This is a genomic window from Ruegeria sp. CL7 (assembly GCF_056536445.1).
The window spans coordinates 1,093,811-1,117,651 of sequence record NZ_JBQFPQ010000001.1 but is presented as its reverse complement, the minus strand read 5'-3'; the positions used below and the strand labels follow the sequence as shown (position 1 = coordinate 1,117,651).

The window sequence follows — 23,841 nt, the reverse complement described above, 5'->3', positions numbered from 1 at the left end:
GCCCAACGGATGCAAAAGGTTTTTGTCATGTCTCACCCCGTCGCGTTTGATCCATCGACTCTGAAATATAACGATGCGGGACTGATTCCGGCAATTGCGCAGGATGAGGTGTCGGGCGAAGTTCTGATGATGGCATGGATGAACGCACAGGCCGTTGAAAAGACACTGGAAACGGGCAAGGTGACCTATTGGTCGCGCTCGCGTCAGTCTTTCTGGATCAAGGGTGAAACCTCGGGCCATGTGCAGGAACTGGTGGATTTCCGCATCGACTGTGACCGCGATTGCCTGTTGGTTCTGGTGCGTCAAACCGGTGCTGCCTGTCACACCAACCGCCGGACGTGCTTTTATACTGCGGTGCGGGACGGGGCCGAGACCGAACTGATGGCCCCGATGGCGTAACCGAGACAGATCAAAGCCCCACCATTTGCCGGATGTCTGCCGGGCTGGCACCATCGGCCCGGAATTTCGCGATGGCACGCGCATCGTCACGTTTCGCCAGTCGTTTGCCGGCATTGTCGCGGATCAGATCGTGGTGGTAATACGCAGGCGTCGGCAAATCCAACAGCACCTGAAGCAGCACATGGATGCGGGTGGCTTCGAACAGATCCTGACCTCGGACCACATGGGTGATCCCCTGGGCCGCGTCGTCAAGAACGACGGACAAATGGTAGGACGTGCCCATGTCGCGGCGAGCCAGAACGATATCGCCGACACTGGTTTCCATCTCATCCGGGGTAAAAGAAATTGTTCCTGTTTCACCACCGGGGCCGGAGCCCAGTTCCAAGAATTGGAGTCTGGCCGGATCGTGGATTGTTTGACAGGCCTTGGCAATATCCAGTCGCAAAACTTTGTCCCTTGGGTGAGGGTTTTGACTTAAGTCTATGCCCTGGTTAATTTTTCGACACGTTCCGGGATAGATAACTCCGTCTGGGCCAAGCAATGGCGCGCCTTCCTGGGGGGCGCTTGCGGCGGCGGAAATATCTTTGCGATTGCACAGGCAGGGATACAGAAGACCCTTCATCCACAACCGCTCCAACGCGCGATCATAGATACTCAGCCGATCTGATTGACGCAGCACCGGTTCCGGCCATGTCAGCCCCAACCAATTGAGGTCATCATAGATCTGATCCTCCCAATGCGGACGCGAGCGGGACCGATCGATATCTTCGATGCGAAGCAAGAACCGACCGTGTTCGGATCTGGCCATGTCGCTGGCGATCATCGCAGAATACGCGTGCCCAAGGTGAAGCGGGCCAGTCGGGGATGGCGCGAAACGCGTTACGAAAGTCACGCTTTTTCTAATATATACACGTCAGAGTTAAGGTTGATGCCGGGCAAGTGCGGCCCGTGTTCACGAAATAGCAAACGTGCGGCACCCATGTCGACCCAATCCGTCAGTCGGCAGGTGAATTTGTGATCTGACAGCGCATGGTCGTTCAGGGAAAACGCCAGAAACCCACCTTTGGGCAAGGCGTGCATCAACTGGTCGAAGGTCTCGGGCGGGGCCGCGCCCTGACCGATGACACCGATGGCGGTGATCACCGAATACGCACCGCGCCTGAGCGGAGCCGGTTTGGTGATGTCAAACCCGGTCAGGGTTCTGTAAACACTCTTGGCCGCTGCCTCTTCCAGCATTTTGGGGGTGGGGTCGATACCATCGATGACCTCAAATCCCGCCGCCCGCAAGGCGAGACCGGAAAGCCCCGTTCCGCAGCCGAAGTCCAGAATCGGCGTTTGGGGGTGAGGGTGGAATTGCCGCAAAGCCGCGGCCACCCGTCCCGGGGTTGCATATCCCTGTTCCGCGACCTCTTTTTCGTAGGTCGCCGCCCAGTTCTGATAATGCGTTTCAGTGTCTTCAGGCGTGTCGAGTTTGTAGGTGTTGTCCAGGAACTTGTCGCTCATCCCGTCATGCTAGGCCGAGATCACGCCGCGCGTCCAGTCAGCATTGATCCAACCAGGTTTGCCATTCTGTCTTGGCACGATCGGTATAGGCCTTGTACCGGTCTTTCCGGCCGCGCCGCCCGCCTTTCAGGCCGTCCACGGGGCGGAACAGGCCAAAGTTTACGTTCATCGGCTGAAACGTCTTGGCTTCGGCCCCGCCGGTAATGTGATGGATCAACGCACCCATTGCACTGTCTTTGGGCACTTCGGGCAAGTCACGCCCCTGTATTTCCGAGGCGGCCATGCGACCGGCAAGCAATCCCATCGCGGCGCTTTCAACATAGCCTTCGACACCCGTAATCTGCCCGGCAAAGCGGATGTTGGGCTTGGATTTCAAGCGCATCTGTGCATCGAGCAGGGTAGGAGAGTTGATGAACGTGTTGCGGTGGATGCCGCCCAGCCGGGCAAAGCTGGCGTTTTCCAGGCCGGGGATCATGCGGAACACGTCGGTCTGGGCGCCGTATTTCATCTTGGTCTGAAACCCCACGATGTTGAACAATGTGCCCAACGCGTTATCGCGCCGTAACTGAACCACGGCATGGGGTTTGACGTCAGGCGCATGAGGGTTTGTCAGCCCAACAGGCTTCATCGGACCATGGCGCAGTGTCTCACGCCCGCGTTCGGCCATGACTTCAATGGGAAGGCAGCCATCAAAATAGCCTGCGGTCTCACCTTCGTGAAACTCGGTTTTTTCCGCTGCCAGAAGGGCGTCGATGAAAGCCTCGTACTGATCACGGCCCATCGGGCAGTTCAGGTAAGCCGTGCGTTCTTCCTCGGTTTCGCCTTTGTCATATCGGGATTGCATCCACGCTTTGCTCATGTCGATGCTGTCGGCATAGACAATGGGCGCGATTGCATCGAAGAAGGCCAGCGCGTCCGATCCCGTTTCCGCCCGGATGGCTTCCCCCAATGCGGGTGAGGTCAACGGGCCGGTCGCAAATATCCAATGGCCGTCATCAGGCAGCGAGGTGACTTCCTGATCGGTGATGCTCACGCGTGGGTGGGCGCGGAGTTTTGCGGTGACCGTTTCGGCAAACGGGTCGCGATCCACGGCCAGAGCCCCCCCGGCAGGAAGCCTGTGTGCGTCGGCGGTTGTCATGATCAGCCCATTGGCTGCTCGCATTTCCCAGTGCAGCAGACCGACAGCATTCTGTTCATCATCATCCGATCGGAACGAGTTCGAACACACCATTTCCGCCAGGTTTCCTGTCTGATGTGCGAAGGTGCCAACGGTGGGACGCATTTCATGAATGATCACGTCAACGCCCATTTCAGCGGCTTGCCAGGCCGCTTCGGACCCGGCCATTCCACCGCCGACGATATGCAAAACTTGTGTCATGTGCAGCCACATAGGGCACCGCACACACAGGCGCAACTGCCGTATTGTATCTGACTGATTTGCTGGAGGGGTCTTGGGGTCGCCGCTGCGGGAATGTCAGCGCTGGTGAGAGAGACCAGCTGGAGGGACCTTCCGCCCACGGCGACCCAAAAGTGTCTTGAGGCCTTGGCCTCGACCCAGCTTTGCCACAGAGTTGCCCTTTTGAAAAGTGCAAAAATGAAGACAGTGGCAAAAAATGTTCAAAACAATTGCGTCATTGGGTCCAATTCGGGGGGCGCTTTTCAATAAAGGCGGAAATGCCTTCTTCTGTATCGCGGTACAACATATTCTGCGCCATTGCGTCTCCGGTATAGGCATAAGCCTGATCCAAAGGCATTTGCAGCTGTTGATAGAACGCTTCCTTGCCGATCTTCACGGCCATGCCAAGTTTGGATGCGACCAGTTCCGCAAGCCCGTTGGCTTCTTGTTCCAGCAGCGCTTCAGGAACGACGCGATTTACCAGCCCCAATTCGGCGGCGCGCTCTGCTGAAATGAATTCGCCGGTGGTCAGCATTTCAAATGCCTGCTTTCTGGGGATGTTGCGGCTGAGAGCAACCATCGGCGTGGAACAGAACAGGCCGATATTGACCCCGTTGACGCCAAACCGCGTTCCTTCTGCGGCCACCGCCATATCGCAGGTTGCAACCAGTTGACATCCGGCGGCGGTCGCAATGCCATGGACTTGCGCGATAACTGGTTGCGGCAGGGACTGGATCGACATCATCATCTGGGCGCAACGGGAAAAGAGATCTTGAAAGTAGGCCTTGCCACCATCTTCGGATTGGCGTCCGGCCGTCATCTGCTTCAGGTCGTGCCCGGCGCAAAACGCCTTTCCTGCCCCCGACAGGACCACGGCCCGGATCGAGCTGTCGTCGCGCAGTGAATCAAGTTCGGCTTGCAGTGCAGCCAGCATCTCATCACTTAATGCGTTCAGCCGGTCCGGGGCGTTCAGTGTCAGCCGTGCCACCGCGCCCGTGTCGTAACGTTCCAGAATTGCCATCTTGCCCTCCATTCCCAAGTTGGGCCAACTCTAGGTCGGCAAGAGCAGGAGGGGAAGTATGGCTTTGGCAATGAACCGGGACGAACTGTCACAATACCTGAAACAGGTGTTCCCGCAGGTGCACAAGGATTTCTTCGTTGAAGATTTGACCGAAGATACGATCACCATGCGCCTAGTGGTTCAGAATCAACATCTGCGCCCCGGGGGCACGGTTTCCGGCCCGTCGATGTTCGGGCTTGCCGATGTCAGTGTCTATGCGATGGTTTTGGCACGGAAAGGGCGCCAGTCACTGGCTGTTACCACCAACAGTTCTTTTGATTTCCTGCGCAAGCCGGAAGGCGGCGCCGATATGATTGCGGCCTGTCGTTTGTTGAAGCTGGGAAAAACACTGGCCGTTGGGGATGTGCTTTTATACTCGGAAGGCAGTGATCTTCCGGTTGCACGGGCAACGATGACCTATTCCCTGCCGCCAGCAGGGTCCGCTGCCGCGAATTTCGGATAAAAAAGGCCGGGGACAGGCCCCGGCCCAGGAAGAGGTCCCAATAATTGGGACTGGGGATCAGTCAGGGCTGCCAGAAAAAGCGCTTTGTTTCCCAGCCAGCCTGATGGCGGGTCAGCCCGACGTCCTGAAGCAGACGGTCATCCAGATAGCTCAGATTGACGCGACTGCGGCGACGGCGTTCCCATTGAGTGACCGCCGCCGCAAACCGCACGGCCAGAGCCGCGAGCAGAGGCAGCCGTGGGCTGTCGTTCAGCAGCAGAAGGGCTGGGGTGTGCATTGTGCGTGTCATCTCGGAATTCCTTTCAAATTGTATTGACACAAAACAGTATTGCTTGGTACATAAGTTTGATACATTCGAAATTGTGTCAAAGGCAAAGGAAGAATTGTAATGGATACAATTTGGCCGGACGCTCTGCCAAAATCCAAGGGTCCGAAATACACATTGGTTGCTGACGCAATAAGAAAAGCTATTGGTGACAGGAAATTAGATGTTGGCGCCAAGCTTCCGCCGGTTCGTGAGCTGGCGTATCGCCTGCAAATCACACCTGGTACAGTCGCACGTGCCTATACGATCCTGACCGACGAGGGCTTGCTCCACGCCGAGGTTGGGCGTGGTACATTTGTGGCCCCGCCGAAATCACCGATTCTGGATGATGTCTGGGCCAGGCAACTGCATCTGAGGGAAGACAAGTACAACGCCAATGTCAGCCTGTTCAGCCCGCGTTTGCCGGATGCGGGGCAGGTCGCGCTTATCCGGGAATGCCTGCAAAAAGTTTCGCAAGCTGATCCCGGCCTGTTTCTGAATTACCCCACGCGGGACGCGTATATACCCATGAGGCAATCGGTCGTGGATTGGCTGTCGGATTTGCCGCTGGGCCCGCTGACCCATGACGACATAGTCTTGACCCATGGCGGGCAGAACGGATTGTGTCTGGTGTTCCAGACCATCCTGCGCGGACCCAAACCAATCGTGTTGGTTGAAGACCTCTCTTATGCCGGGTTTCGTCGGGCCGGAGAGTTGATGCGCGCCGAAGTCATTGGCGTCAAGATGGACAAATGGGGCATCGATCCGGTGTCGATGGAGCATGTCTTGCGGCAAACCAATGCTCAGGCCGTTTGCGTCTCGCCAGAAGTTCAGAACCCCACCGGCATCCACACGCCGCTGGAACGCAGGAAAGAGATCGTGGACGTCGCCCGGCGCTTCGACCTTCAGATTGTGGAAGACGATTGCTATCGCATGGGAGAGGCGCGTGAACCCAGTTATCGCGCGCTTGCCCCCGAGCGGGGCTGGCACGTGTCGTCCATTTCAAAGATACTCACACCCGCTTTGCGCGTTGGCTTTGCCATTGCCCCAAAGGATCGCAGCGTCGATCTGCGCCGATCGGCCGAATATGGGTATTTTGGCCTGGCTCAACCCTTGGCCGAACTGACCCGGCTGCTGCTGTCGGATCCGCGTACCCGCCAAATTGCACAGGATGTGCGCAAACGGATGGGCGATTATGTTCGGATCACCGTCAACGCGCTGGGTGGGTTCGATCTGAACTGGGCACCGGATGTGCCTTTTGTCTGGCTGAACCTGCCATCGGGGTGGCGGTCTGCCGCGTTCAGCCGCGCGGCAGAGCGGGAAGGCATTCAGCTCAGATCAGCGGATGAGTTTGCCCTGCGCGACGGGCGCGCTCCAAACGCAGTGCGCATCGCAATGAATGGTCACGTTTCGTTGGAACGGTTCGAGGACGCAATGCTGAGGTTGCGCGCTTTGCTGGACAATCCGCCTGAACAGATCAGCGTCTAGCATTCAACTCAGCGGCGGCGGGTCGCCAAAGAATCCGGCCAGATGGGCAATTTTTCCGTCCTCGTCCAATCGAATGAAATCATGCCCGGCCACCATGATTGCGCCGTTCGGGGCCACCATATGCCAAGTGAAGTGGACGACATCATGGTGCGACACAGGGCTGCTGGTGATTTCGACACGCCCATTCGAATTCAAAAGGACTTCGCCGATATGTGTACTCAACCGCTCACGGCCTGAAACATCGGCTGTCGGATCCACGTACCGACCGTTTTCCACAAAGCACTGGGTCAGAAGCGCAAGCCGTTTTTCGGCCGACTTTTCCTGCCAGGCCGCGCCATAGTTTTCAATCGTGCGCATCAATTCCTGCATTCGACCCTCCGTGGTTGGGCATGATCAATTCCAACCGAGTGTATCAGAGTGTCGAAATTGGGGCGATCTCGGTGCTGAAAGCGTGGGGTAAAATAATACCTATTTAACAAGCCATTGTTTTGAAACGTTTTAAATGGCGTTTGGTCGCTTGACGTGGCGGTCATGGGTGTCTAGATACGCATCCATCGAATTCGGGCCGCCTCGCTTGGGGCGGTCTTTCACATCAAACAGGACTATCCTGCCATGAAAACCTTTTCTGCAACACCTGCAGACATCGACAAGAAATGGATCCTGATCGACGCCGAGGGCGTTGTTCTGGGCCGTCTTGCGTCGATCGTCGCCATGCGTCTGCGTGGCAAGCACAAAGCGTCGTTCACCCCGAACATGGACATGGGCGACAACGTCATCGTAATCAACGCTGACAAGATCCAGATGACCGGCAAGAAGCGCGAAGAAAACTTCTACTGGCACACTGGCCACCCGGGCGGCATCAAGTCGCGCACCAAACAGCAGATCCTTGAGGGCGCACACCCCGAGCGCGTCGTGACCCAGGCGGTCAAGCGCATGCTGCCGGGCAACCGCCTGTCGCGCAAGCAGATGACCAACCTGCGCGTTTATGCCGGTGCCGAGCATCCCCACGAGGCGCAAGCGCCCGAAGTTCTGGACGTCAAGTCCATGAACAAGAAAAACACCCGGAGCTAATGACCGATGGCTGATCAGATCAATACTCTCGAAGAGCTGAGCGCCGTCGCAGGCGTTGAAACCGTGGCCGATGAAGTCATCGTGCGTGAACCCGTACGTGACGAGCTGGGCCGTTCGTACGCCACCGGCAAGCGTAAAGACGCTGTTGCCCGCGTTTGGATCAAGCCGGGTTCCGGCAAGGTCACCGTGAACGGCAAAGACCAAGACGTCTATTTTGCACGCCCCGTTCTGCAACTGATCCTGCGCCAGCCGTTTCAGGTTGCTGGTGTCGAAGGCGAGTTCGACGTTGTCGCCACTGTCAAAGGTGGTGGCCTGACCGGTCAGGCCGGTGCGGTCAAGCATGGCATCTCGAAAGCGCTGCAACTGTACGATCCCAACCTGCGCGGCGCTCTGAAAGCTGCTGGCTTCCTGACCCGCGACAGCCGCGTTGTGGAACGTAAGAAATTCGGTAAGCGCAAAGCCCGCCGTTCGTTCCAGTTCTCCAAGCGTTAATTCGCCGGGAAAACCCAACAAAGAAAGGGCTCGCAATTGCGAGCCCTTTTGCATTGTGTTGCGGGAAATCTTATTCTTCGTAGACGAGCTTCCACGCGCCGTTTTCAACGACATTGACGAAAACCGTATCCGCGCCCTGATGGTCGTCAGGACCATAGGTTATGTGATTGCCGACCAGGTCATCCTGATAGTCCAGTGACTCCATCGCTTCGATAAAGCTGTCATGGGTCAGGTCAGGGCCCGCGGCTTCAAGCGCTTTGACCATCATTTCGGCAGCGGAATAGCCCAACATGGCAAATCCAACCGGATCTTCGCCGGTCGCGGCCTTGTATTCTTCGATAAATGCCGCCGGGGCAGGTTGGTCCGCACGCGCCCAAAGATCCTGCCACGAGGCTGCTGCATAGAACCCGTCAGTCACTCCACCGGGAACCTGTGCTACGACTGTCAGGAAACTGGCCGAAGTCCCAAGGAACTTCATGTCCGTCAGGCCCATCTTCTTGGCCGTGCCTACTACGGTGATCGCCTGACGCACGCCAAGCGCCATGGTGACGATATCGCAGCCTTCTTCCTTGAGCTTGCTGAGCGACCCGACAAAATCCGTCTCATCCGGTTTGTGGGTTGTTTCAGATCCAAAAGCGATCCCGGCTTCTTCGGCACCGGCCTTGCTGCCTTCAAGAATTTCCTCGCCAAAATCTGTTGGCAGATACATGGTGCAGACCGTCTTTGATCCAAATTCTCCGGCCAGGTATTTCACACCGACACGCGCCTGATCATAGTAGGTCGAGAAAGACGTGAACTTGTTTCGCATCGGCTCTTGCAACATCTGACGCGCAGCGGTCAGAGGTGCCACGTTGGGAATTCCCTTGGGATCCAACAGCTTGAACCCAGCCATGTTCATCGGCGTGCCAAGCGATTGCAGCATGGCGAACACCTTGTCGCGGTTCAGCAGTTTGTTGTAGCCCTGCATCGCACGCGGCATCTGGTATCCGTTGTCCTCGACCACATAGCGGATTTTGCGCCCGTGTATGCCACCGGCTTCGTTCACCCGGTCGAATACCACATTCGCACCTTTGGTCGCCGGGACACCCACCGCGGCAAAGATGCCGCTCAGGTCGTTGACCGATCCGATGACAATCTCATCATCCGTCACGCCCTGCGTCTGAGCCCAACCGATGCTTGCCGAGGCGGTCAACGCTGTGGCGGCGGCCAGCCATTTGAATGACTTCTTCATCTTTCTCCTCCCGAAAACTCTTTGGTTAAGTGTACATGTCTTCAATCAGATGTCCGTGTTTCTTTTCGACCAGGCCGCGTTTCAGCTTCATCGTGGCGGTAAGCTCGTCATCCTCGGCGGTCAGCAGAACGTCGATCAGGCGAAAATCCTTGATCTGCTCGACCCGTGCGAATTCCTTGTTCACTGCGGCCACTTCGGCGCCGATCAACTCCTTGACTTCGGCCGCGGCGCAAAGCGAGGTAAAGTTCGAAAAAGGGATTTTCTGGTCCTGCGCATATTTCTCGACATTTTCCTGATCGATCATGATCAGCGCCGTGAGGTATTTGCGCCGGTCGCCGATGATCACCGCGTCCGAGATGTAATGGCTGAACTTCAGCCGGCTTTCGATTTCGGCCGGGGTGATGTTCTTGCCACCGGCGGTGATGATGATGTCTTTCAACCTGCCGGTGATGGTAACGTACCCGTCCTTGTCGATACGCCCCATATCGCCGGTGCGCAGCCAGCCATCGGCGGTAAAGCTTTCCGCTGTCTTTGCGTTGTTTTGCCAATAGCCCTGAAAGATGTTCATGCCTTTGAGCTGAATTTCACCCTCGTCCGAGATGCGGATATCGCACCCCGGGACGACCTTGCCGATGGTTCCGATCTTGTTGCTTTCCACGGTGTTGAGTGTTGCAAGGCCGGACGTTTCGGTCATGCCGAAGCCCTCGACGATCGGCACGCCGATGGCCCAGTACCATTTCAACAAATCCGCCGAGATAGGCGCAGCACCCGTGCCACCCCGGCGCAGTTTGTCCAAACCGAGCATCCGGCGCAGATTTTTCAGAACCAACTGATCCCAAAACCAGAACCGGGCCGCGATGGCGGCGGGAACGGGTTTTCCCGAACTCACATAATCGGCCCGCCGTGCGCCGGCCTTCAGGGCAAGACCGTATGCCATTCGACCCAACGGCGTTGCATCCTGCGCCAGGATTTGCACATGCGCATAGATCTTTTCCCAGACTCTCGGCACCGCCGTGAAGGTCGAAGGCGAGACCTCTTGCAGATTTGCAAAGACCGTCTCGGGGCTTTCCGCGAAATTCACCGTGCAGCGGGCGGCCAGTGGGAAATAGACCGATACGTCGCGTTCCAGGATATGGCAGAGGGGAAGGAAGCACAGTTGTTCGTCACTGGCCTGCGTCGGCAATGACCAGGCACCGGCCTCAATGCCGGCCAGGATGTTTTCATGGCTCAACATCGCACCCTTGGGCTGGCCCGTGGTGCCGGATGTGTAAACCAGCAATGCTGTGTCCTGAGGTTTGGCCAATGCGATTTCGGCTTCGAACCGTCCCGGATCTTCCTGTTCGGCCTGCTGGCCCAAAGCGTAAAGATCGTCGATCATCATGCAGCGCGGATGGGTCAGGTCGTGCAAGCCTTCGTCTTCCAGAATGATCACCTTGATCAGATCCGGAACTTGATTTTCGACTTCCAGAAATTTGTCCAGATGCTCTTCGTCCTCGACGATGAGGAACTTGCTGCTACTGTTGTTGACCAGATATTGCAGTTGATTGGCCGAATCCGTGGTGTAGACGCCAGAAGAAATGCCCCCGACGCACTGAATGCCCATATCGAACCACATCCATTCCTTGCGGTCCTCGGACAGGATCGAAACAACGTCACCGCGTTCCAGGCCCAGCTTGCGCAGGGCAAGCCCGATCCACTTGGCGCGCTGCCAGTAGTCGGCCCAGGAATATGACTTCCAGATGCCCAAATCCTTTTCGCGATGGGCTGTACGATCCCCCAGTTCCGCGCAACGGTGTTGAAACAGCATGCTGATGGTGGTGCACCCATCCACGCGCAACGGGCGTTGTCCGGGGGTTGCATTCAGTTCAACGCCGTTGATCTTGACTTGCGAGGCGAGGGGCGTGGCATCCATCTTGCTTACCTCCACGTCTTCTTGCGTTTCCAACGGCGGCTTTCGCGTGCGCCTTCTTCCTGCACGCCAAGATAGAAGTTCTGGATGTCTTCGGATTTCAGCAACGTATCCGCAGCACCGTCCATGACGATGCGGCCTACCTCCATCACGTATCCATGATGCGCCAGCCGCAACGCCGCATTGGCGTTCTGTTCGACCAGAAGCATCGTCATATGCTGTTCTTCGTTCAGACGTTTCAGAATGGCGAATATTTCCTGCACCAAAAGCGGTGACAGACCCAGTGACGGCTCATCCAGCAGCATGATGCGGGGACGGGCCATCAGCCCCCGTCCGATTGCCAGCATCTGTTGCTGCCCGCCCGAAAGGGTACCGGCCTCTTGCGTGCGACGATCTTTGAGAACGGGAAAGTAACTGAAAACAAGCTCGCGATCCTGGTCGATCTGCACTTTGTCCGTTCGGGTATACGCGCCGAGGCTCAGGTTTTCATCGACGGTGAGCAGAGGAAACACCTCGCGCCCTTCGGGTACATGCACGATCCCGCGCTGGACGACGGTATGCGGCTCGGCCCCCTGAATGTCGTCTCCATCAAAGGTGATCGTGCCTTTTTCCGGGTCCATCACCCCCGAGACGGTTTTCATCAACGTCGTCTTGCCGGCACCGTTTGCGCCAAGGATCGAAACAATCGTACCTTCGTGAACGTCCAGCGAAACACCGCGAATGGCCATGATCGGGCCATAAAAGCTTTCGACATTTTGGATTTTCAGGATTGGCGCGCTCATGAAACTTTCCCAAGGTAGGCTTCGATCACTGCCGGGTGCGATTGAACTTCGGCCGGGGTCCCAAGCGCCAGTTTTGCGCCGTCTGCCATGGCCAGAACCCGGTCTGACACGCCCGAGACCAGGCCCATGTCATGTTCTACCATCAAAACGGTGATGCCCATCTGCCGTCGGATATCATCGATCCACCAACGCATGTCCGTTGTTTCTTCCACGGACAACCCCGAGGCCGGCTCATCCAGCAGCAAGAGTTTTGGGTCAGTTGCCAAAGCCCGTGCAACTTCGACCACTTTGCGCACGCCGTAGGGCAGCCCCGATATCATCTTGTCGCGATAGGCTTGCAGGTCGAGAAAGTCGATGATCCGTTCCACTTTCTCGCGGTTTTCCAGTTCCTGTCGCTTTGCCGACGGGGTGAAAAGAATCTCGGAAATCAGGTTTGTCCTGCGGTGGCGGTGGCGTCCGACCAGCAGGTTTTGCAGGACGGTTGCGTGTTCGAACAGCTCGATGTTCTGAAATGTCCGCGCGACGCCATAGGCGGCGACACCGGACGGTTTGACCCGAAGCAGATCATGACCGTCATACCGGATCGCCCCGTCAACGGGATCGTAGAACCGGGAAATCAGGTTGAAAACAGTGGACTTGCCCGCACCGTTTGGGCCGACGATGGCAAAGACTTCACCATCCCGAACGTCGAATGACAGGTTATCCACCGCCGTCAGGCCGCCGAACTTGAGGGTGACATTTTCGAACTCCAGCAAGCTCATCTCAGACGCTCCGTCTTGAGATAGGATTTCTGCCGTTTGAACATGTCTTTTCGATAGAAGGGGAACAGCTCGAACCAGGTGCGGATTTTCAGCCAGCGGCCATAGATGCCCATGGGTTCGAACAGGATGAAAGCGATCAGGATCATGCCGAAGATGCCGAACTCCAACCCCGGAATGGCGACTGTATTGCCGCCGAACAGGGCGCCGGCATATTCTTTTGAGATCGACAGAAACTGCGGCAGGAACCCGATCACGATCGCGCCCAGAAACGCGCCGTGGATCGACCCCAGCCCGCCGATGACGATCATCATAAGCAGTTGGATCGAGATCAGAACACTGAAGGTTTCGTTGTTGAACGCTCCGGCGAACAATCCCATCAGCGCCCCGGCCCAGCCCGTCACCGCGCAGGACAACGCGAAAGAGATCATCTTTGTCCGCGCGATGTCGATGCCCATCGCCTGGGCCGAAACCTCCGAGTCGCGCACCGCGATGAAGCTGCGCCCCAAAGGCGCGCGCAGCAGGTTGATATATCCCAGTGTGACCAGAACGGCGACGGTCAGGACCAGCCAGAAAAACTGATCGGGCGTTCCCCAGCGGTCTACCAGATGGCCGAAGATTTCGACCCCGCCGACGTACTTGCCCGCAACACCGCCGGTGATGGGTTCGGACAGAACGATGATGTCGTCCATCAGGATCGAAAGAGCCATGGTGAAGATGGCCAGATAGATGCCATGCAGGCGCAGGGCAGGGATCGCAACGGTCACGCCCGCGATCCCCGTCAGGATGCCGGCCAGCGGAAAAGCGATAAGAAAGGGCACCCCGGCTTCAATCAGGGCAACGTTGGCATAGCAGCCAAAAGCCAGAAAGGCTGCGTGGCCCAGACTGACTTGCCCTGTATGCCCGGTCAGGACCATCAGACCCAACCCGGCGATGGCCCAGATCAGGACGTTGGTCAGCTCGCCCAGATAGAACTCATCCAGCCACCACGGGGCTGCGGCAACGACCGTCAGAAGGATCAGATGCAGGACGAGCTGGTAACGGTCTTTCCACGGGCGGATATCCTGCATGTAGTCGGTTTTGAAGATGATCCGCATGGCTCAGACCTTTTTGACCCGAACCTGACTGAACAACCCGTTGGGGCGAAAGATCAGCACGGCCAGCAGCAGGGCGTATGGCGCGATCTGGCTGTAACCCGCCGCTATATAGCGGCTGGCGAAGGGCTCGATCACCCCGACGACAAGACCACCGGCCAGCGCCCCGGGCAGGCTTCCGAACCCGCCGATGACGGCGGCGGCAAATGCCTTGATTCCCAGCAATCCCGTTGTCGGATCCACGGCGCCCTTGGCGGCGAACAGAATTCCTGCAATCCCCGCAACGATCCCGGCCAGCGCCCAGATGAACCCCTGAACCCGCTTGACAGGCACGCCCATGTAATACGCCGCCAGCTGGTTTTGCGACGCCCCCTGCATCGCCAGCCCGAGTTTGGAACGGTTGAAAAAGACGTAAAGGCCCCATGTCAGCAGGATGGTGACGACGATCACGGCGACATCCTCCAGCCCCAGTACAAGGCCGCCAAAGCGCAGCTCTTTCCCCGCAAGCGGGTTTTGCAGCGTTTGCGGTTCGTGCCCCCAGATCAATCCGGCCACGAAACGGATCACAAAGCCCAGGGCGATGGTCAGGATAACGACGGCGGTCTGACTTTCGCCAAACAGGCGACGGATGATCAGGCGATCCAGAAGATATCCCAATGCCCCCATGATCCCCAGCGAGATCGGCAGGGCCAGCCAGAACGGCAGGCCCATATATTCGGTGTTGGTCAGGCCGATGGTGACAAAGGCCCCCAGCATCATGAAATCGCCCTGTGCGAAGTTCACCGCTTCGGTCGCCTTGTAGATCAGAACAAAGCCAAGCGCGATCAGGCCATAGACACACCCGTTTGCCAGTCCGCTGATCAGCAGCTGCGCGTTATCCAAACTGTCCTCCCTCGACCGGTTTGCCGGTGTCGCGTTCCGCCCGCGCGCATCCTCCGGTGACGCGGGTTTGTTCTACTATGGCGTTATTATCACCTTGCCGTCACTCTTTTTCAGCGCATCAGCCAGGTTTGGCACAAGATTTCTGAGTGTAAGGTGTTCAGAAACATCCGTTTTCCAGCGCCCGTCGGCAAACCGGGCCTGAACTTCGGCCACAACTCGCATCTGATCGGCGGGCGGGGTCGACATCATCCAGCTTGTCAGCCAGAACCCTTCGATCCGCTTTCCCATGAAAATCAACTGCCCTGTCTGAGTCAGTGTCGGCGCCTCGGTAGAAAGCTTGCCATAACTGATCCAGCGCGCCCGGTTGGGCATGGCGCAGAACAATTGTTCGGACAATTGGTCCGTCACGGCATCCAGAAAAACGCGCGGTTTCAGCTGCGCGCTCAGATCCGCAAACTTTGCGACAATGTCTTCGTCGGTTGTCACAAGCACTTCGGCCGCGCCAAGGTCTTTCAACATCCCTGCCGTCTCGGCCCGGCGTACCAAAGCGATCGGCTTCAAACCCAGATCCCGACCAAGGCTGCACATCAGCTTGCCCAACTGGCTGGTCGCGGCTGATACCACAAAGGCATCGCCGTCGGCCTTGGCCATATCCACCATAGCCATCGCCGTCATTGGATTGACGATCTGGGCGGCCCCGTCATCGTCCGAGATATCAGGTCGCAGAGGGATGCACATCTGCATCTGTGTGACGACATATTCCGCCCAGGCCCCCGATCCGGCGGCGACGAACGCGACGCGTTGCCCTTGCAAGGCCTCGGCGCCCTTGCCGGCGGACACGACGTCTCCGCATCCTTCAAATCCGGCGGGGGATCCCTTTACCCTCGGCTGCCCGTATTCACCCTTGATGAAATGCAGATCTGACGGATTGACCGAAGCCGCGCGCAAACGGATCAGCACCTGGCCCGGGCCGGGTTCAGGCGTGGGAACTTCGGCTTCTTCCAACCAGTCGGCGGCGGTTTCAATGGCCGGTCCGGTGGCCGTACCGGAATACCCGTCATGCTTAAGGATTGCGGCGAACATAGTCTGGGGCAGGTCGGTCATCGGTTGATCCTCGAATTTGGCTGAATCAAAGCGCGCGCCTTGTCCGAAAAGCCTTCAGACCAGTCGGGCAGGGCGCGGGCATTTTGTCAGGCACAGCCAATCAAAAGCCGCGCAGGAGGTCAATTCAACGACACCGTAACGTAGGGGCAGCGCAGATGCGCCCAGGGGCAAAGGCCGACCCGTGGATCGGCCTTCAACACTTTACTGTTGGGTCAGCAGGTTGGTTAGTTCCTGAATTTTCTGAACAATCGTTTCAGGCGAATCCTTGATATCGTTCACAATCTTGATCGCCTGATCTTTCAGATCGGTGGCCAGAGTGCTGTCCTGAATGGATGTCATAATGCCATCATAGTCGAAGTTGGTCGGGTCCAGCTTGCCTTCCTGAATCCATGAGTTCAGCAACTCCTGCCCTTGACCGGCCAGCGCGGCCACCTGATCGCTGGCCTCCTGAGCAGCATCAGAGGCCTGATCCGCCACCGATGACGCTGCTTCGCTTGCCTGATCTGCAACCGATGACGCGGCTTCTGTCGCTTGGTCCGTCAGCGACGAAGCTGCTTCGGCGACTTGTTCGGTCGCTGCATCGACAGCGTCAGAGGCAGCGTCCTGTACAGATGAAGCTGCGTCAGTCACCGCTTCGGCGGCTTTTTCTGCCGCAGTTTCCAAACGCTCAGCGGGTGTGGGTTCGGGTTGATTGAGGTAATAGTATCCGCCAGCGCCAATTGCGGCGATGACGATGGCAAGAATAAGAGTACGCGACATGTGTGTCTCCTTTGGAAATTGTGTCGCCGGGATGCGCTAAAAATAACTCAGGTACAAAGGGGAATTCCCGATAATTCTCAGCAGAATAGAGTATAAGCCGGGCTATGCTCATTGTCCTTTGAAACGCGGCAAGAACACGCCTGCACAAAGATGAGGCGACCGGTTTTGGCAGCGATCCGCCGGGAATGGCCCGCAGACGTAACCAATTTTCGGGCGCTTCCTGAGGGCCAAAGGCAGCATTGAGCCAGCATTGGGATAGTGGCGGAGAGACAGGGATTCGAACCCTGGGTGGGCTTGCACCCACAACGGTTTTCGAGACCGCCCCGTTCGACCACTCCGGCACCTCTCCGCGGGGGTCTGTGAGGGGGGGATTTAGTGAGGAACGGGCAGGGGTGCAAGCAGAAAATTCGGGAATTGAAGAAACCCGGGATTTTCCGTTGCCTGCCAGCGCAAAACTCCTAGTCTGATATCTATGATACAGTTTGTACGCCGCTCCGCCTTTTGGTTTCTGGCCCCGCTCTTTGCGCTTGTTCTGATCCCCATGGAACTTTCCGCCGCCAGCCGCGATCGGATAGAGGCCTTTCTGACCACGACCGGGTTTGACGTTGCCCTGGAAAGCATCGCGCTAAGCTCGAGGTCTGCCCCCCAGATGCTGGGGATTGATCCGGATGGATTCGGATCGGATTGGACGCGTCTGGCAGACGAAGTCTTTGACGTCGGCGCCATGCATGAGACCGCGGTTTCCATCCTCGAACAAACCCTGAGTGATGAGGCCCTCACACACGCGGTTGACTTTTATGCGTCGGATCTGGGGCAGCGCCTGGTAGAGGCCGAGAACGTCTCGCATATGCTTGAGGACGATGAAGCTAAGCAGCTGGAAGGCCAAAAAATCATCGCAGACCTGATCAAGGACGGATCGCAGCGGGTCGAAAGTTTCAAGCGTATGAACAAGGCGATCGATTCGACCGGTACCGCAGTGCGGGCCCTGCAAGAAATTCAGGTGCGTTTTCTTCTGGCAGCCAGCGCTTCAGGTGTCATTGACCTGCAACTTGATGCGGATGAATTGCGTGCGCTGATGAAGCGGAACGAAGCCGGTATGCGCCAGTCACTGCAACTGTCCAGCCTTGCGGGGGCAGCCTATACCTATCAGGACTTTTCCGATGCGGATGTCGACTCGTATGTCGAGGCGCTGGAACAACCCCTGATGCAGGAAGTGTATGAATTGCTGAACGCGATCCAATACGAAATCATGGCCATGCGGTTCGAAGTACTTGCGGCCCGAATGGCCGAACTGCATCCCGCGCAGGATATTTGATGCACCGCGTTTTTCTGGCGATTGCGTTTGTTCTGTGGGGCGCTCAATTGCTGGCCGATCAAAAGGTCGACCGGCTGGCGCAGGCCATGCACTTGTCGCATGTGATGGAAATTCTCGTACAGGAAGGTCAAGGGCACCGCGAGGAACTTGACGAAACGCTGTTGGACAATACCGGCGGCGCCTATTTTGAAGCGCAGGTCAAAGATATTTACGACCCGGTCTGGATGCAGAAATTCCTGACGGATGCCTTTGAGGCGGGTCTGTCCGTTGCCCAGCTTGATCAGGCGATCCTGTTTTTCGAAAGCGATCTTGGTCAGACGATCGTGTCGCTGGAAAACTCGGCCCGGCAGGCGATGTCGGACCAGGCCATCGAGGACATGGCCCGCGAAGCTTACGAGTCCGTTGAGCGCGACTCGACTCGTTTCGAGTTGGTCGATGAGTACATCCAGGCGAATGACCTTGTCGAAAAGAACGTTCATGGGGCGCTGAGTTCCGACTTCAGCTTCTTTCAGGGTCTTGATGTCGATGCGCAAGGCGACGATCAGGAATTGCTGGCCGAACTTCTTTCACAGAAAGAAAGCCGCGCAGCAGAAACCGAGGCGTGGCTTTATTCTTTTCTTCTGATGGCCTATCGGCCCTTGGACGAGGCCCAGATGCGCGAGAATATTGCGTTTTCCAGAACCGAAACCGGGCGCGCCCTGAATGAGGCGCTGTTTGACGGCTTTGACCGGATGTTCAACGATATCTCTTTCCGATTGGGGCGGGCGGTCGCACAGACACTCAGGGCGTCTGATCTCTGACGACGCTTTGGTGTTGACTTTTCCCGGCGATCTATGGATAAGCGCGCATCCCGGCCGGTTTTCCGTGCCGGGTATCGTTATTATTTGACCCTTGGGATGTCCTGATGGTCATTCACACAGCCCGAAAAGGGCGCGCTGTTCGAGGTGGCTTTCAAGTGTCTTGGGGCCGAAAACTCCCGGAAGGGGACCACAGAACGCGGTTAGACAAAGGAAAGACGCATGTTTGCGGTCCTCAAGACTGGCGGCAAGCAGTACAAGGTTCAGGCGGGTGATATCCTCCGCGTTGAAAAGCTGGCTGCCGACGCAGGTGAAAAAGTTCAATTCAACGATGTTCTGATGCTGGGCGGTGACGCTCCGGTTGTTGGCGCACCTTTCGTTGAAGGCGCAGGCGTACAGGCCGAAGTGATCGAACAGATCAAAGGTGACAAGGTCATCAAGTTCGTCAAGCGCCGTCGTAAGCACAGCTCGAAGCGTACCGTTGGCCACCGTCAGAAGCTGACTCTGGTCAAGATCACCGACATCCTGTCGTCGGGCGCGGACAAGTCGGGCATCAAGGCTGCAACCGGTTCGGCTCCGGCTGGCGAAGCGGCACCTGCTGCTAAGCCTGCCAAGAAAGCTGCAGCCAAAGCAGAGGCACCCGCCGCTGCTGCCGCTGACGACCTGACCAAGCTGAACGGTGTCGGCCCTGCCGCTGCCAAAAAGCTGGTTGAAGCCGGTATCGAGAGCTTTGCCGCTCTGGCCGCCTTGTCGGACGAGCAGATTGCTGCTATCGAAACGGTCAAAGTGAAACCCGAATGGGTTGAGCAGGCCAAAGAGCTGGCCAAAGGCTAAGGAGAGAGAGAATGGCACATAAAAAAGCTGGCGGTTCCTCCCGTAACGGTCGCGACTCAGCGGGTCGCCGCCTTGGCGTCAAACTGTATGGTGGCCAGGCCGCCATTTCAGGCAACATCATCGTGCGTCAGCGCGGCACCAAGTTTTGGCCGGGCGAAGGCGTAGGCATGGGCAAAGATCACACCATCTTTGCAACTGTGGATGGCGCCGTGAAGTTCCACAAGGGACTGAAAAACCGCACCTTTATTTCGGTCCTGCCAGTGGCGGAGGCCGCAGAGTAAGCCGAAACCCAGAAGGTTTAAGAAAAATTCATGGGGGACCGGCACAAAGTGCCGGTCCCCTTTCTCGTTTTCAGGAGTGGTCTCATGACCGAAGTGATTAAAACAGAGCGTCTTGTCCTGCGTCGGTTCCGGCGTGAGGATTCGTCGCGTCTGGTCACGCTTCTGAATGACCTCGATGTGGCGCGCTGGGTAACCAGCATTCCGTTTCCTTTTAGCATTGAAGACGCGGAGAACTTTGTCACCAATTTGGCGTCACAAGTTTACGATGCGTTTGCGATTGAAAAAGACGGCAAACTGATCGGAACTGTATCTGCAGGTGACGAACTCGGGTATTGGTTAGGACAGTCCTATTGGGGGCAAGGTTTTGCCACCGAAAGCGCAGGCGCCGTTGTTCACCGTCACTTCAAAGGCGACAGCAATAGCCTGAAGGCTTCTTACCATCTTGGCAATGAACGCTCGCGTTTGGTGCTGTCCAAGCTTGGCTTTGTTCCAACTTCGCGGTCTGAAACCGTTGTGCGTTCGACCGGCGAAGCTGTGGCTCTGCAGTGGATGGAACTGCAGAGGAACACATGGGAAGCGCGGACATGACGGTCGCCACCACCAGTTTCCTGATCTTCGCCGCCAGTCAGATCGGCACACCGGGACCCGCCAATATGGTCCTGCTGGGCACCGGTGCGCGCTATGGCTTTCGGGCCGCGCTGCCATTCGTGGGTGGGGTGATCCTGGGTAAGCAGCTGATCATCTGGCCCGTTGGATTTGGACTGTTGCAGCTTGCGGATCAGGCACCGTTTGTCTTTTTGGTGCTGAAATACGCCTCGGCGGCGTATATCTGCTGGCTTGCGTGGAAAATTGCCAACATGCGCCTTACGCGCGGTGAAACCGCCGCAGAGGTGCCCGGTTTTTGGGCGGGTTTGATCGTTCATCCCCTTAATCCAAAAGCTTGGGCGATGATCATTGCCGGGTTTACCGGCTTTGTCGCGGCTGGCACGTCCAGCCTTAACGCGACGTTCACGATCGCTCTCTGTTTATTGTTTTGCCAGGTGATTTTACACCCGATCTGGACTTTTGCCGGAGATAGAATTGCCCACGTGGTTGAAGGTCGGCCCGCGGAAAAATATCTGATGTGGACGTTAGCCAGTCTCACTGTTGCGTCCGTACTTTTCGTGTTGTTCGGAGGAGGAACACACTCATGAAACTTGAAACAATAATAAATCAGCCGGTCATAGAAACCGAGCGGTTCGATCTGCGCCCTCTGCGCCGGTCGGATATGGGGCTGATCGAGCACTATGCCGGCGATGAGCGTGTGGCACGCATGACGACGAGTATTGCACATCCTTTGGCCCCCGGCTCGACCGAGGCCTTTGTGACGCGCTCGATGGCCGAGGACCGGGACGAGGACGTATGGGTCATGGATGCCACCAAAGACGGCGGTCCGGAACTGATTGGTCTGATCACGCTGAAGCGGCTGGATCGGAACCAGTCCGAAGTCGGCTATTGGGTGGCGCCGATCTACTGGAACACTGGCATTGCGTCGATGGCTGTCGAAGCACTGGTAAATGCCAACCCGCTGAAAAACGCGACGATGTTTGCCAGCGTGTTTCAAGACAATCCGGCGTCGGCCCGGGTCCTGACTCATTGCGGGTTCCAGTATCTTGGCGATGCAGAAAGCTATTCGGTGGCGCGTGATGCGAATGTGCCCACCTGGACATACAGTAAAAAACTCTGACTTGTGGCCGATGGGGCCTTTGCAGTAGGGGACAGACCATGAAATTTCTCGATCTTGCAAAGGTCTACATCCGGTCCGGGGCCGGCGGTAGCGGCTGCGTCAGCTTCCGACGCGAAAAATACATCGAATACGGCGGCCCTGATGGCGGGGACGGCGGTAAGGGCGGTTCTGTCTGGGCCGAGGTCGTGGACGGGCTGAACACCCTGATCGACTTCCGGTATCAGCAGCATTTCTTTGCCAAGAACGGCCAGCCGGGCAGGGGGCAGCAACGTACCGGCAAGGATGGCGATGACATTGTCCTGCGTGTACCTGTCGGCACCGAGATCCTGGATGAGGATGAAGAAACCGTCATCTGCGATCTGACCGAGGTGGGACAGCGCGTTCTACTGGCGAAAGGGGGCAACGGCGGTTTCGGCAATCTGCACTTCAAATCGGCCACCAACCAGGCCCCCCGGCGTGCAAATCCGGGGCAGGCGGGCATTGACCGCACGATCTGGCTGCGTCTGAAGCTGATCGCCGATGTGGGCCTGCTGGGCATGCCGAATGCAGGCAAATCGACCTTTCTTGCAGCCACGTCAAACGCGCGGCCCAAGATCGCGGATTATCCGTTTACCACGCTGCACCCAAATCTGGGTGTCGTGGGGGTCGACAACGTGGAATTCGTAGTGGCTGACATCCCCGGCCTAATCGAAGGCGCGCATGAAGGACGCGGGATAGGCGACCGCTTTCTTGGTCATGTTGAGCGCTGCGCCGTGCTGCTGCATCTTGTCGATGGTACCTCGGAAACGGTTGCCGATGATTACCGCACAATTATCCACGAGCTGGAGGCCTATGGTGGCGAACTGGCCCAGAAACCCCGGATCACCGTCCTGAACAAGGTCGATGCACTGGATGACGAAGAACGTGATTTGGCCAAAGCCGAGCTTGAAGAGGCCGTTGGCGGCCCTGTGATGATGATGTCCGGTGTTGCACATCAAGGTGTAACCGAGGTTTTGCGTGCGTTGCGCGGCCAGATCGATGACAATCGTGTTCGTCAGAAATCCGCTGAGGAGACGCAACCTTGGCAACCCTGACTTCAGCGCGCCGTTTGGTTGTCAAAATCGGGTCGGCTTTGCTTGTTGATCGCGAAACCGGCCTGTTGCGCAAGGAATGGTTGTTTTCGTTGGCGCAGGATGTCGCATGGCTCAAGGGGCAGGGGATAGATGTAATCCTCGTCTCGTCCGGGTCGATTGCACTGGGCCGCGGCGTTTTGGGGCTGTCCATGGCGACATTGCCTTTGGAAAAGTCGCAAGCTGCCGCTGCCGTCGGGCAAATTCGTCTGGCGCGCGCATATGAAGAGGCGTTGACGCCTCATGGGATCACCACGGCGCAGGTTTTGGTGACATTGGAGGACAGCGAGGATCGCCGCCGCTATCTGAATTCACGCGCGACTTTGGAAACTCTGCTGGGTTTGGGTGTCGTGCCGATCGTCAACGAAAACGATACCGTGGCAACGGATGAGATCCGGTATGGCGACAATGATCGTCTGGCCGCGCAAATCGCGGTGACCGTGGGGGCGGACCAGTTGATCCTGCTGTCGGATGTCGATGGTTTCTATTCGGGCAACCCCAACGAGGACGCCTCGGCCACGCGTTTCGAAACAATCGACAAGATCACGCCCGAGATCGAAGCCATGGCGGGCGATGCGGGCTCTGGCTTGTCAAAGGGCGGAATGAAGACAAAGCTGCTGGCTGCCAAGATGGCCACCGCGGGCGGATGTGCGATGGCGATCACGGAAGGGTCGGTTCTGAACCCACTAAAAACGCTGGAAAATGGCGCAAACTGTACGTGGTTTACAGCAACGCTGGATCCGCACGCTGCGCGCAAGCGTTGGATTTCAGCCATGAAACCGCGTGGCGAAATCACCATCGATGAAGGGGCTGCCAACGCGCTGGCAAATGGCAAAAGCCTGTTGCCCGCGGGCATTGTTGAAGTGACCGGCGATTTCGGGCGCGGCGACCCTGTCGCGATTCTTGACCCCAAAGCCCGCCGGCTGGCGCAGGGGATCAGCCGTTACACCGCGCAGGAGGCTGACGCGATCAAGGGGCGCAAGTCGTCCGAGATCGAGGCGACCCTTGGATATCCCGGCCGTGCAGCCTTGATTCACCGGGATGATCTGGCCCTGTAAATACCGAAAAGACGACCTGAAAGGCA

Annotated in this window: 28 protein-coding genes and 1 tRNA gene; 14 read left to right on the top strand and 15 right to left on the bottom strand. The window is 57.4% G+C overall.

All coding sequences use genetic code 11. The features are described 5' to 3' along the window. Positions 1 to 9: 9 nt before the first annotated feature. Positions 10 to 399, top strand: coding sequence for a phosphoribosyl-AMP cyclohydrolase (gene hisI, locus ACR0LI_RS05655; RefSeq protein WP_480718156.1), 390 nt, complete (start codon positions 10 to 12; stop codon positions 397 to 399). 10 nt (positions 400 to 409) lie between these two features. Here hisI and gluQRS read toward each other — a convergent pair whose 3' ends face one another. The 4 genes from gluQRS to ACR0LI_RS05635 form a co-directional block, all read right to left on the bottom strand. Continuing rightward, a complete protein-coding gene (gluQRS, locus tag ACR0LI_RS05650; protein ID WP_480490148.1) occupies positions 410 to 1,291 on the bottom strand; it encodes a tRNA glutamyl-Q(34) synthetase GluQRS in 882 nt (293 codons plus the stop codon). Then, the gene (locus ACR0LI_RS05645) at positions 1,288 to 1,902 is read right to left on the bottom strand and encodes a class I SAM-dependent DNA methyltransferase (protein ID WP_480718155.1); all 615 of its coding nucleotides are present in this window, start codon (positions 1,900 to 1,902) and stop codon (positions 1,288 to 1,290) included. Before ACR0LI_RS05645 ends, gluQRS begins: the two co-directional genes overlap by 4 nt. Positions 1,903 to 1,939: 37 nt before the next feature. After that, on the bottom strand, positions 1,940 to 3,280 hold the full coding sequence (gene trmFO / locus ACR0LI_RS05640) for a methylenetetrahydrofolate--tRNA-(uracil(54)-C(5))-methyltransferase (FADH(2)-oxidizing) TrmFO (protein ID WP_480718154.1): 1,341 nt from the start codon (positions 3,278 to 3,280) through the stop codon (positions 1,940 to 1,942). 253 nt (positions 3,281 to 3,533) lie between these two features. Further along, positions 3,534 to 4,319, bottom strand: coding sequence for an enoyl-CoA hydratase (locus ACR0LI_RS05635; RefSeq protein WP_480718153.1), 786 nt, complete (start codon positions 4,317 to 4,319; stop codon positions 3,534 to 3,536). 58 nt (positions 4,320 to 4,377) lie between these two features. Between ACR0LI_RS05635 and ACR0LI_RS05630 the strand changes: the two genes are divergently transcribed. Further along, a complete protein-coding gene (locus tag ACR0LI_RS05630; RefSeq protein ID WP_171632549.1) occupies positions 4,378 to 4,821 on the top strand; it encodes a PaaI family thioesterase in 444 nt (147 codons plus the stop codon). Between the two features lie 61 nt (positions 4,822 to 4,882). On the opposite strand, the gene ACR0LI_RS05625 is transcribed toward ACR0LI_RS05630, so the two are convergent. Further along, entirely contained in the window at positions 4,883 to 5,110 is a 228-nt protein-coding gene (locus ACR0LI_RS05625; protein WP_171632546.1) for a DUF1127 domain-containing protein, read from the bottom strand. A gap of 99 nt (positions 5,111 to 5,209) precedes the next feature. Between ACR0LI_RS05625 and ACR0LI_RS05620 the strand changes: the two genes are divergently transcribed. Continuing rightward, positions 5,210 to 6,613 (top strand): aminotransferase-like domain-containing protein, encoded by a 1,404-nt coding sequence (locus tag ACR0LI_RS05620; protein ID WP_171723301.1) that lies wholly within the window; start codon positions 5,210 to 5,212, stop codon positions 6,611 to 6,613. Positions 6,614 to 6,616: 3 nt separating this feature from the next. Here ACR0LI_RS05620 and ACR0LI_RS05615 read toward each other — a convergent pair whose 3' ends face one another. Beyond that, complete coding sequence (locus ACR0LI_RS05615; RefSeq protein WP_171632540.1) at positions 6,617 to 6,982, bottom strand: nuclear transport factor 2 family protein; 366 nt, start codon at positions 6,980 to 6,982, stop codon at positions 6,617 to 6,619. Positions 6,983 to 7,225: 243 nt separating this feature from the next. On the opposite strand from ACR0LI_RS05615, the gene rplM reads away from it, so the two are divergent. Continuing rightward, positions 7,226 to 7,684 (top strand): 50S ribosomal protein L13, encoded by a 459-nt coding sequence (gene rplM / locus ACR0LI_RS05610; RefSeq protein WP_152457950.1) that lies wholly within the window; start codon positions 7,226 to 7,228, stop codon positions 7,682 to 7,684. A gap of 6 nt (positions 7,685 to 7,690) precedes the next feature. Continuing rightward, positions 7,691 to 8,176, top strand: a complete 486-nt coding sequence (rpsI, locus tag ACR0LI_RS05605; RefSeq protein ID WP_480718152.1) for a 30S ribosomal protein S9 — start codon at positions 7,691 to 7,693, stop codon at positions 8,174 to 8,176. 70 nt (positions 8,177 to 8,246) lie between these two features. Here rpsI and ACR0LI_RS05600 read toward each other — a convergent pair whose 3' ends face one another. The 9 genes from ACR0LI_RS05600 to ACR0LI_RS05560 form a co-directional block, all read right to left on the bottom strand. Continuing rightward, complete coding sequence (locus ACR0LI_RS05600) at positions 8,247 to 9,407, bottom strand: ABC transporter substrate-binding protein (protein ID WP_152457952.1); 1,161 nt, start codon at positions 9,405 to 9,407, stop codon at positions 8,247 to 8,249. Positions 9,408 to 9,432: 25 nt separating this feature from the next. Continuing rightward, complete coding sequence (locus ACR0LI_RS05595; protein WP_480718151.1) at positions 9,433 to 11,319, bottom strand: AMP-dependent synthetase/ligase; 1,887 nt, start codon at positions 11,317 to 11,319, stop codon at positions 9,433 to 9,435. Between the two features lie 5 nt (positions 11,320 to 11,324). After that, the gene (locus tag ACR0LI_RS05590) at positions 11,325 to 12,098 is read right to left on the bottom strand and encodes an ABC transporter ATP-binding protein (RefSeq protein ID WP_480718150.1); all 774 of its coding nucleotides are present in this window, start codon (positions 12,096 to 12,098) and stop codon (positions 11,325 to 11,327) included. Beyond that, a complete protein-coding gene (locus tag ACR0LI_RS05585; RefSeq protein WP_480718149.1) occupies positions 12,095 to 12,859 on the bottom strand; it encodes an ABC transporter ATP-binding protein in 765 nt (254 codons plus the stop codon). Before ACR0LI_RS05585 ends, ACR0LI_RS05590 begins: the two co-directional genes overlap by 4 nt. Further along, complete coding sequence (locus ACR0LI_RS05580; protein ID WP_480718148.1) at positions 12,856 to 13,953, bottom strand: branched-chain amino acid ABC transporter permease; 1,098 nt, start codon at positions 13,951 to 13,953, stop codon at positions 12,856 to 12,858. The genes ACR0LI_RS05585 and ACR0LI_RS05580 overlap by 4 nt, the downstream gene beginning before the upstream one ends. Before the next feature lie 3 nt (positions 13,954 to 13,956). Beyond that, on the bottom strand, positions 13,957 to 14,832 hold the full coding sequence (locus tag ACR0LI_RS05575; protein WP_171168199.1) for a branched-chain amino acid ABC transporter permease: 876 nt from the start codon (positions 14,830 to 14,832) through the stop codon (positions 13,957 to 13,959). A 75-nt stretch (positions 14,833 to 14,907) separates the two neighbouring features. Beyond that, the gene (locus tag ACR0LI_RS05570; RefSeq protein WP_480490161.1) at positions 14,908 to 15,936 is read right to left on the bottom strand and encodes an alcohol dehydrogenase catalytic domain-containing protein; all 1,029 of its coding nucleotides are present in this window, start codon (positions 15,934 to 15,936) and stop codon (positions 14,908 to 14,910) included. A 201-nt stretch (positions 15,937 to 16,137) separates the two neighbouring features. Next, the gene (locus ACR0LI_RS05565; protein WP_480718147.1) at positions 16,138 to 16,695 is read right to left on the bottom strand and encodes a hypothetical protein; all 558 of its coding nucleotides are present in this window, start codon (positions 16,693 to 16,695) and stop codon (positions 16,138 to 16,140) included. Between the two features lie 259 nt (positions 16,696 to 16,954). Then, positions 16,955 to 17,044: transfer RNA gene (locus tag ACR0LI_RS05560), tRNA-Ser, on the bottom strand. A gap of 123 nt (positions 17,045 to 17,167) precedes the next feature. Between ACR0LI_RS05560 and ACR0LI_RS05555 the strand changes: the two genes are divergently transcribed. From ACR0LI_RS05555 to proB, 9 genes are all read left to right on the top strand, one after another. Beyond that, positions 17,168 to 18,010: a DUF2059 domain-containing protein gene (locus ACR0LI_RS05555; RefSeq protein WP_210092347.1), complete on the top strand. Its 843-nt coding sequence runs from the start codon at positions 17,168 to 17,170 to the stop codon at positions 18,008 to 18,010. Next, complete coding sequence (locus tag ACR0LI_RS05550; protein WP_210092348.1) at positions 18,010 to 18,810, top strand: DUF2059 domain-containing protein; 801 nt, start codon at positions 18,010 to 18,012, stop codon at positions 18,808 to 18,810. The genes ACR0LI_RS05555 and ACR0LI_RS05550 overlap by 1 nt, the downstream gene beginning before the upstream one ends. 219 nt (positions 18,811 to 19,029) lie before the next feature. Next, on the top strand, positions 19,030 to 19,641 hold the full coding sequence (locus tag ACR0LI_RS05545) for a 50S ribosomal protein L21 (protein WP_171632514.1): 612 nt from the start codon (positions 19,030 to 19,032) through the stop codon (positions 19,639 to 19,641). A gap of 11 nt (positions 19,642 to 19,652) precedes the next feature. Next, positions 19,653 to 19,922 carry a 50S ribosomal protein L27 gene (gene rpmA / locus ACR0LI_RS05540; protein WP_058271644.1) on the top strand — a complete coding sequence of 90 codons (270 nt, stop codon included), beginning with the start codon at positions 19,653 to 19,655 and terminating at the stop codon, positions 19,920 to 19,922. Between the two features lie 84 nt (positions 19,923 to 20,006). Beyond that, the gene (locus ACR0LI_RS05535) at positions 20,007 to 20,510 is read left to right on the top strand and encodes a GNAT family N-acetyltransferase (RefSeq protein WP_171723292.1); all 504 of its coding nucleotides are present in this window, start codon (positions 20,007 to 20,009) and stop codon (positions 20,508 to 20,510) included. Beyond that, positions 20,507 to 21,115, top strand: a complete 609-nt coding sequence (locus ACR0LI_RS05530) for a LysE family translocator (protein ID WP_171723291.1) — start codon at positions 20,507 to 20,509, stop codon at positions 21,113 to 21,115. The genes ACR0LI_RS05535 and ACR0LI_RS05530 overlap by 4 nt, the downstream gene beginning before the upstream one ends. After that, positions 21,112 to 21,648 carry a GNAT family N-acetyltransferase gene (locus tag ACR0LI_RS05525; protein WP_152457964.1) on the top strand — a complete coding sequence of 179 codons (537 nt, stop codon included), beginning with the start codon at positions 21,112 to 21,114 and terminating at the stop codon, positions 21,646 to 21,648. The genes ACR0LI_RS05530 and ACR0LI_RS05525 overlap by 4 nt, the downstream gene beginning before the upstream one ends. Before the next feature lie 38 nt (positions 21,649 to 21,686). Continuing rightward, entirely contained in the window at positions 21,687 to 22,721 is a 1,035-nt protein-coding gene (gene obgE / locus ACR0LI_RS05520) for a GTPase ObgE (RefSeq protein ID WP_171723290.1), read from the top strand. Further along, positions 22,709 to 23,815 carry a glutamate 5-kinase gene (proB, locus tag ACR0LI_RS05515; RefSeq protein WP_171632507.1) on the top strand — a complete coding sequence of 369 codons (1,107 nt, stop codon included), beginning with the start codon at positions 22,709 to 22,711 and terminating at the stop codon, positions 23,813 to 23,815. Before obgE ends, proB begins: the two co-directional genes overlap by 13 nt. Positions 23,816 to 23,841 lie beyond the last annotated feature (26 nt).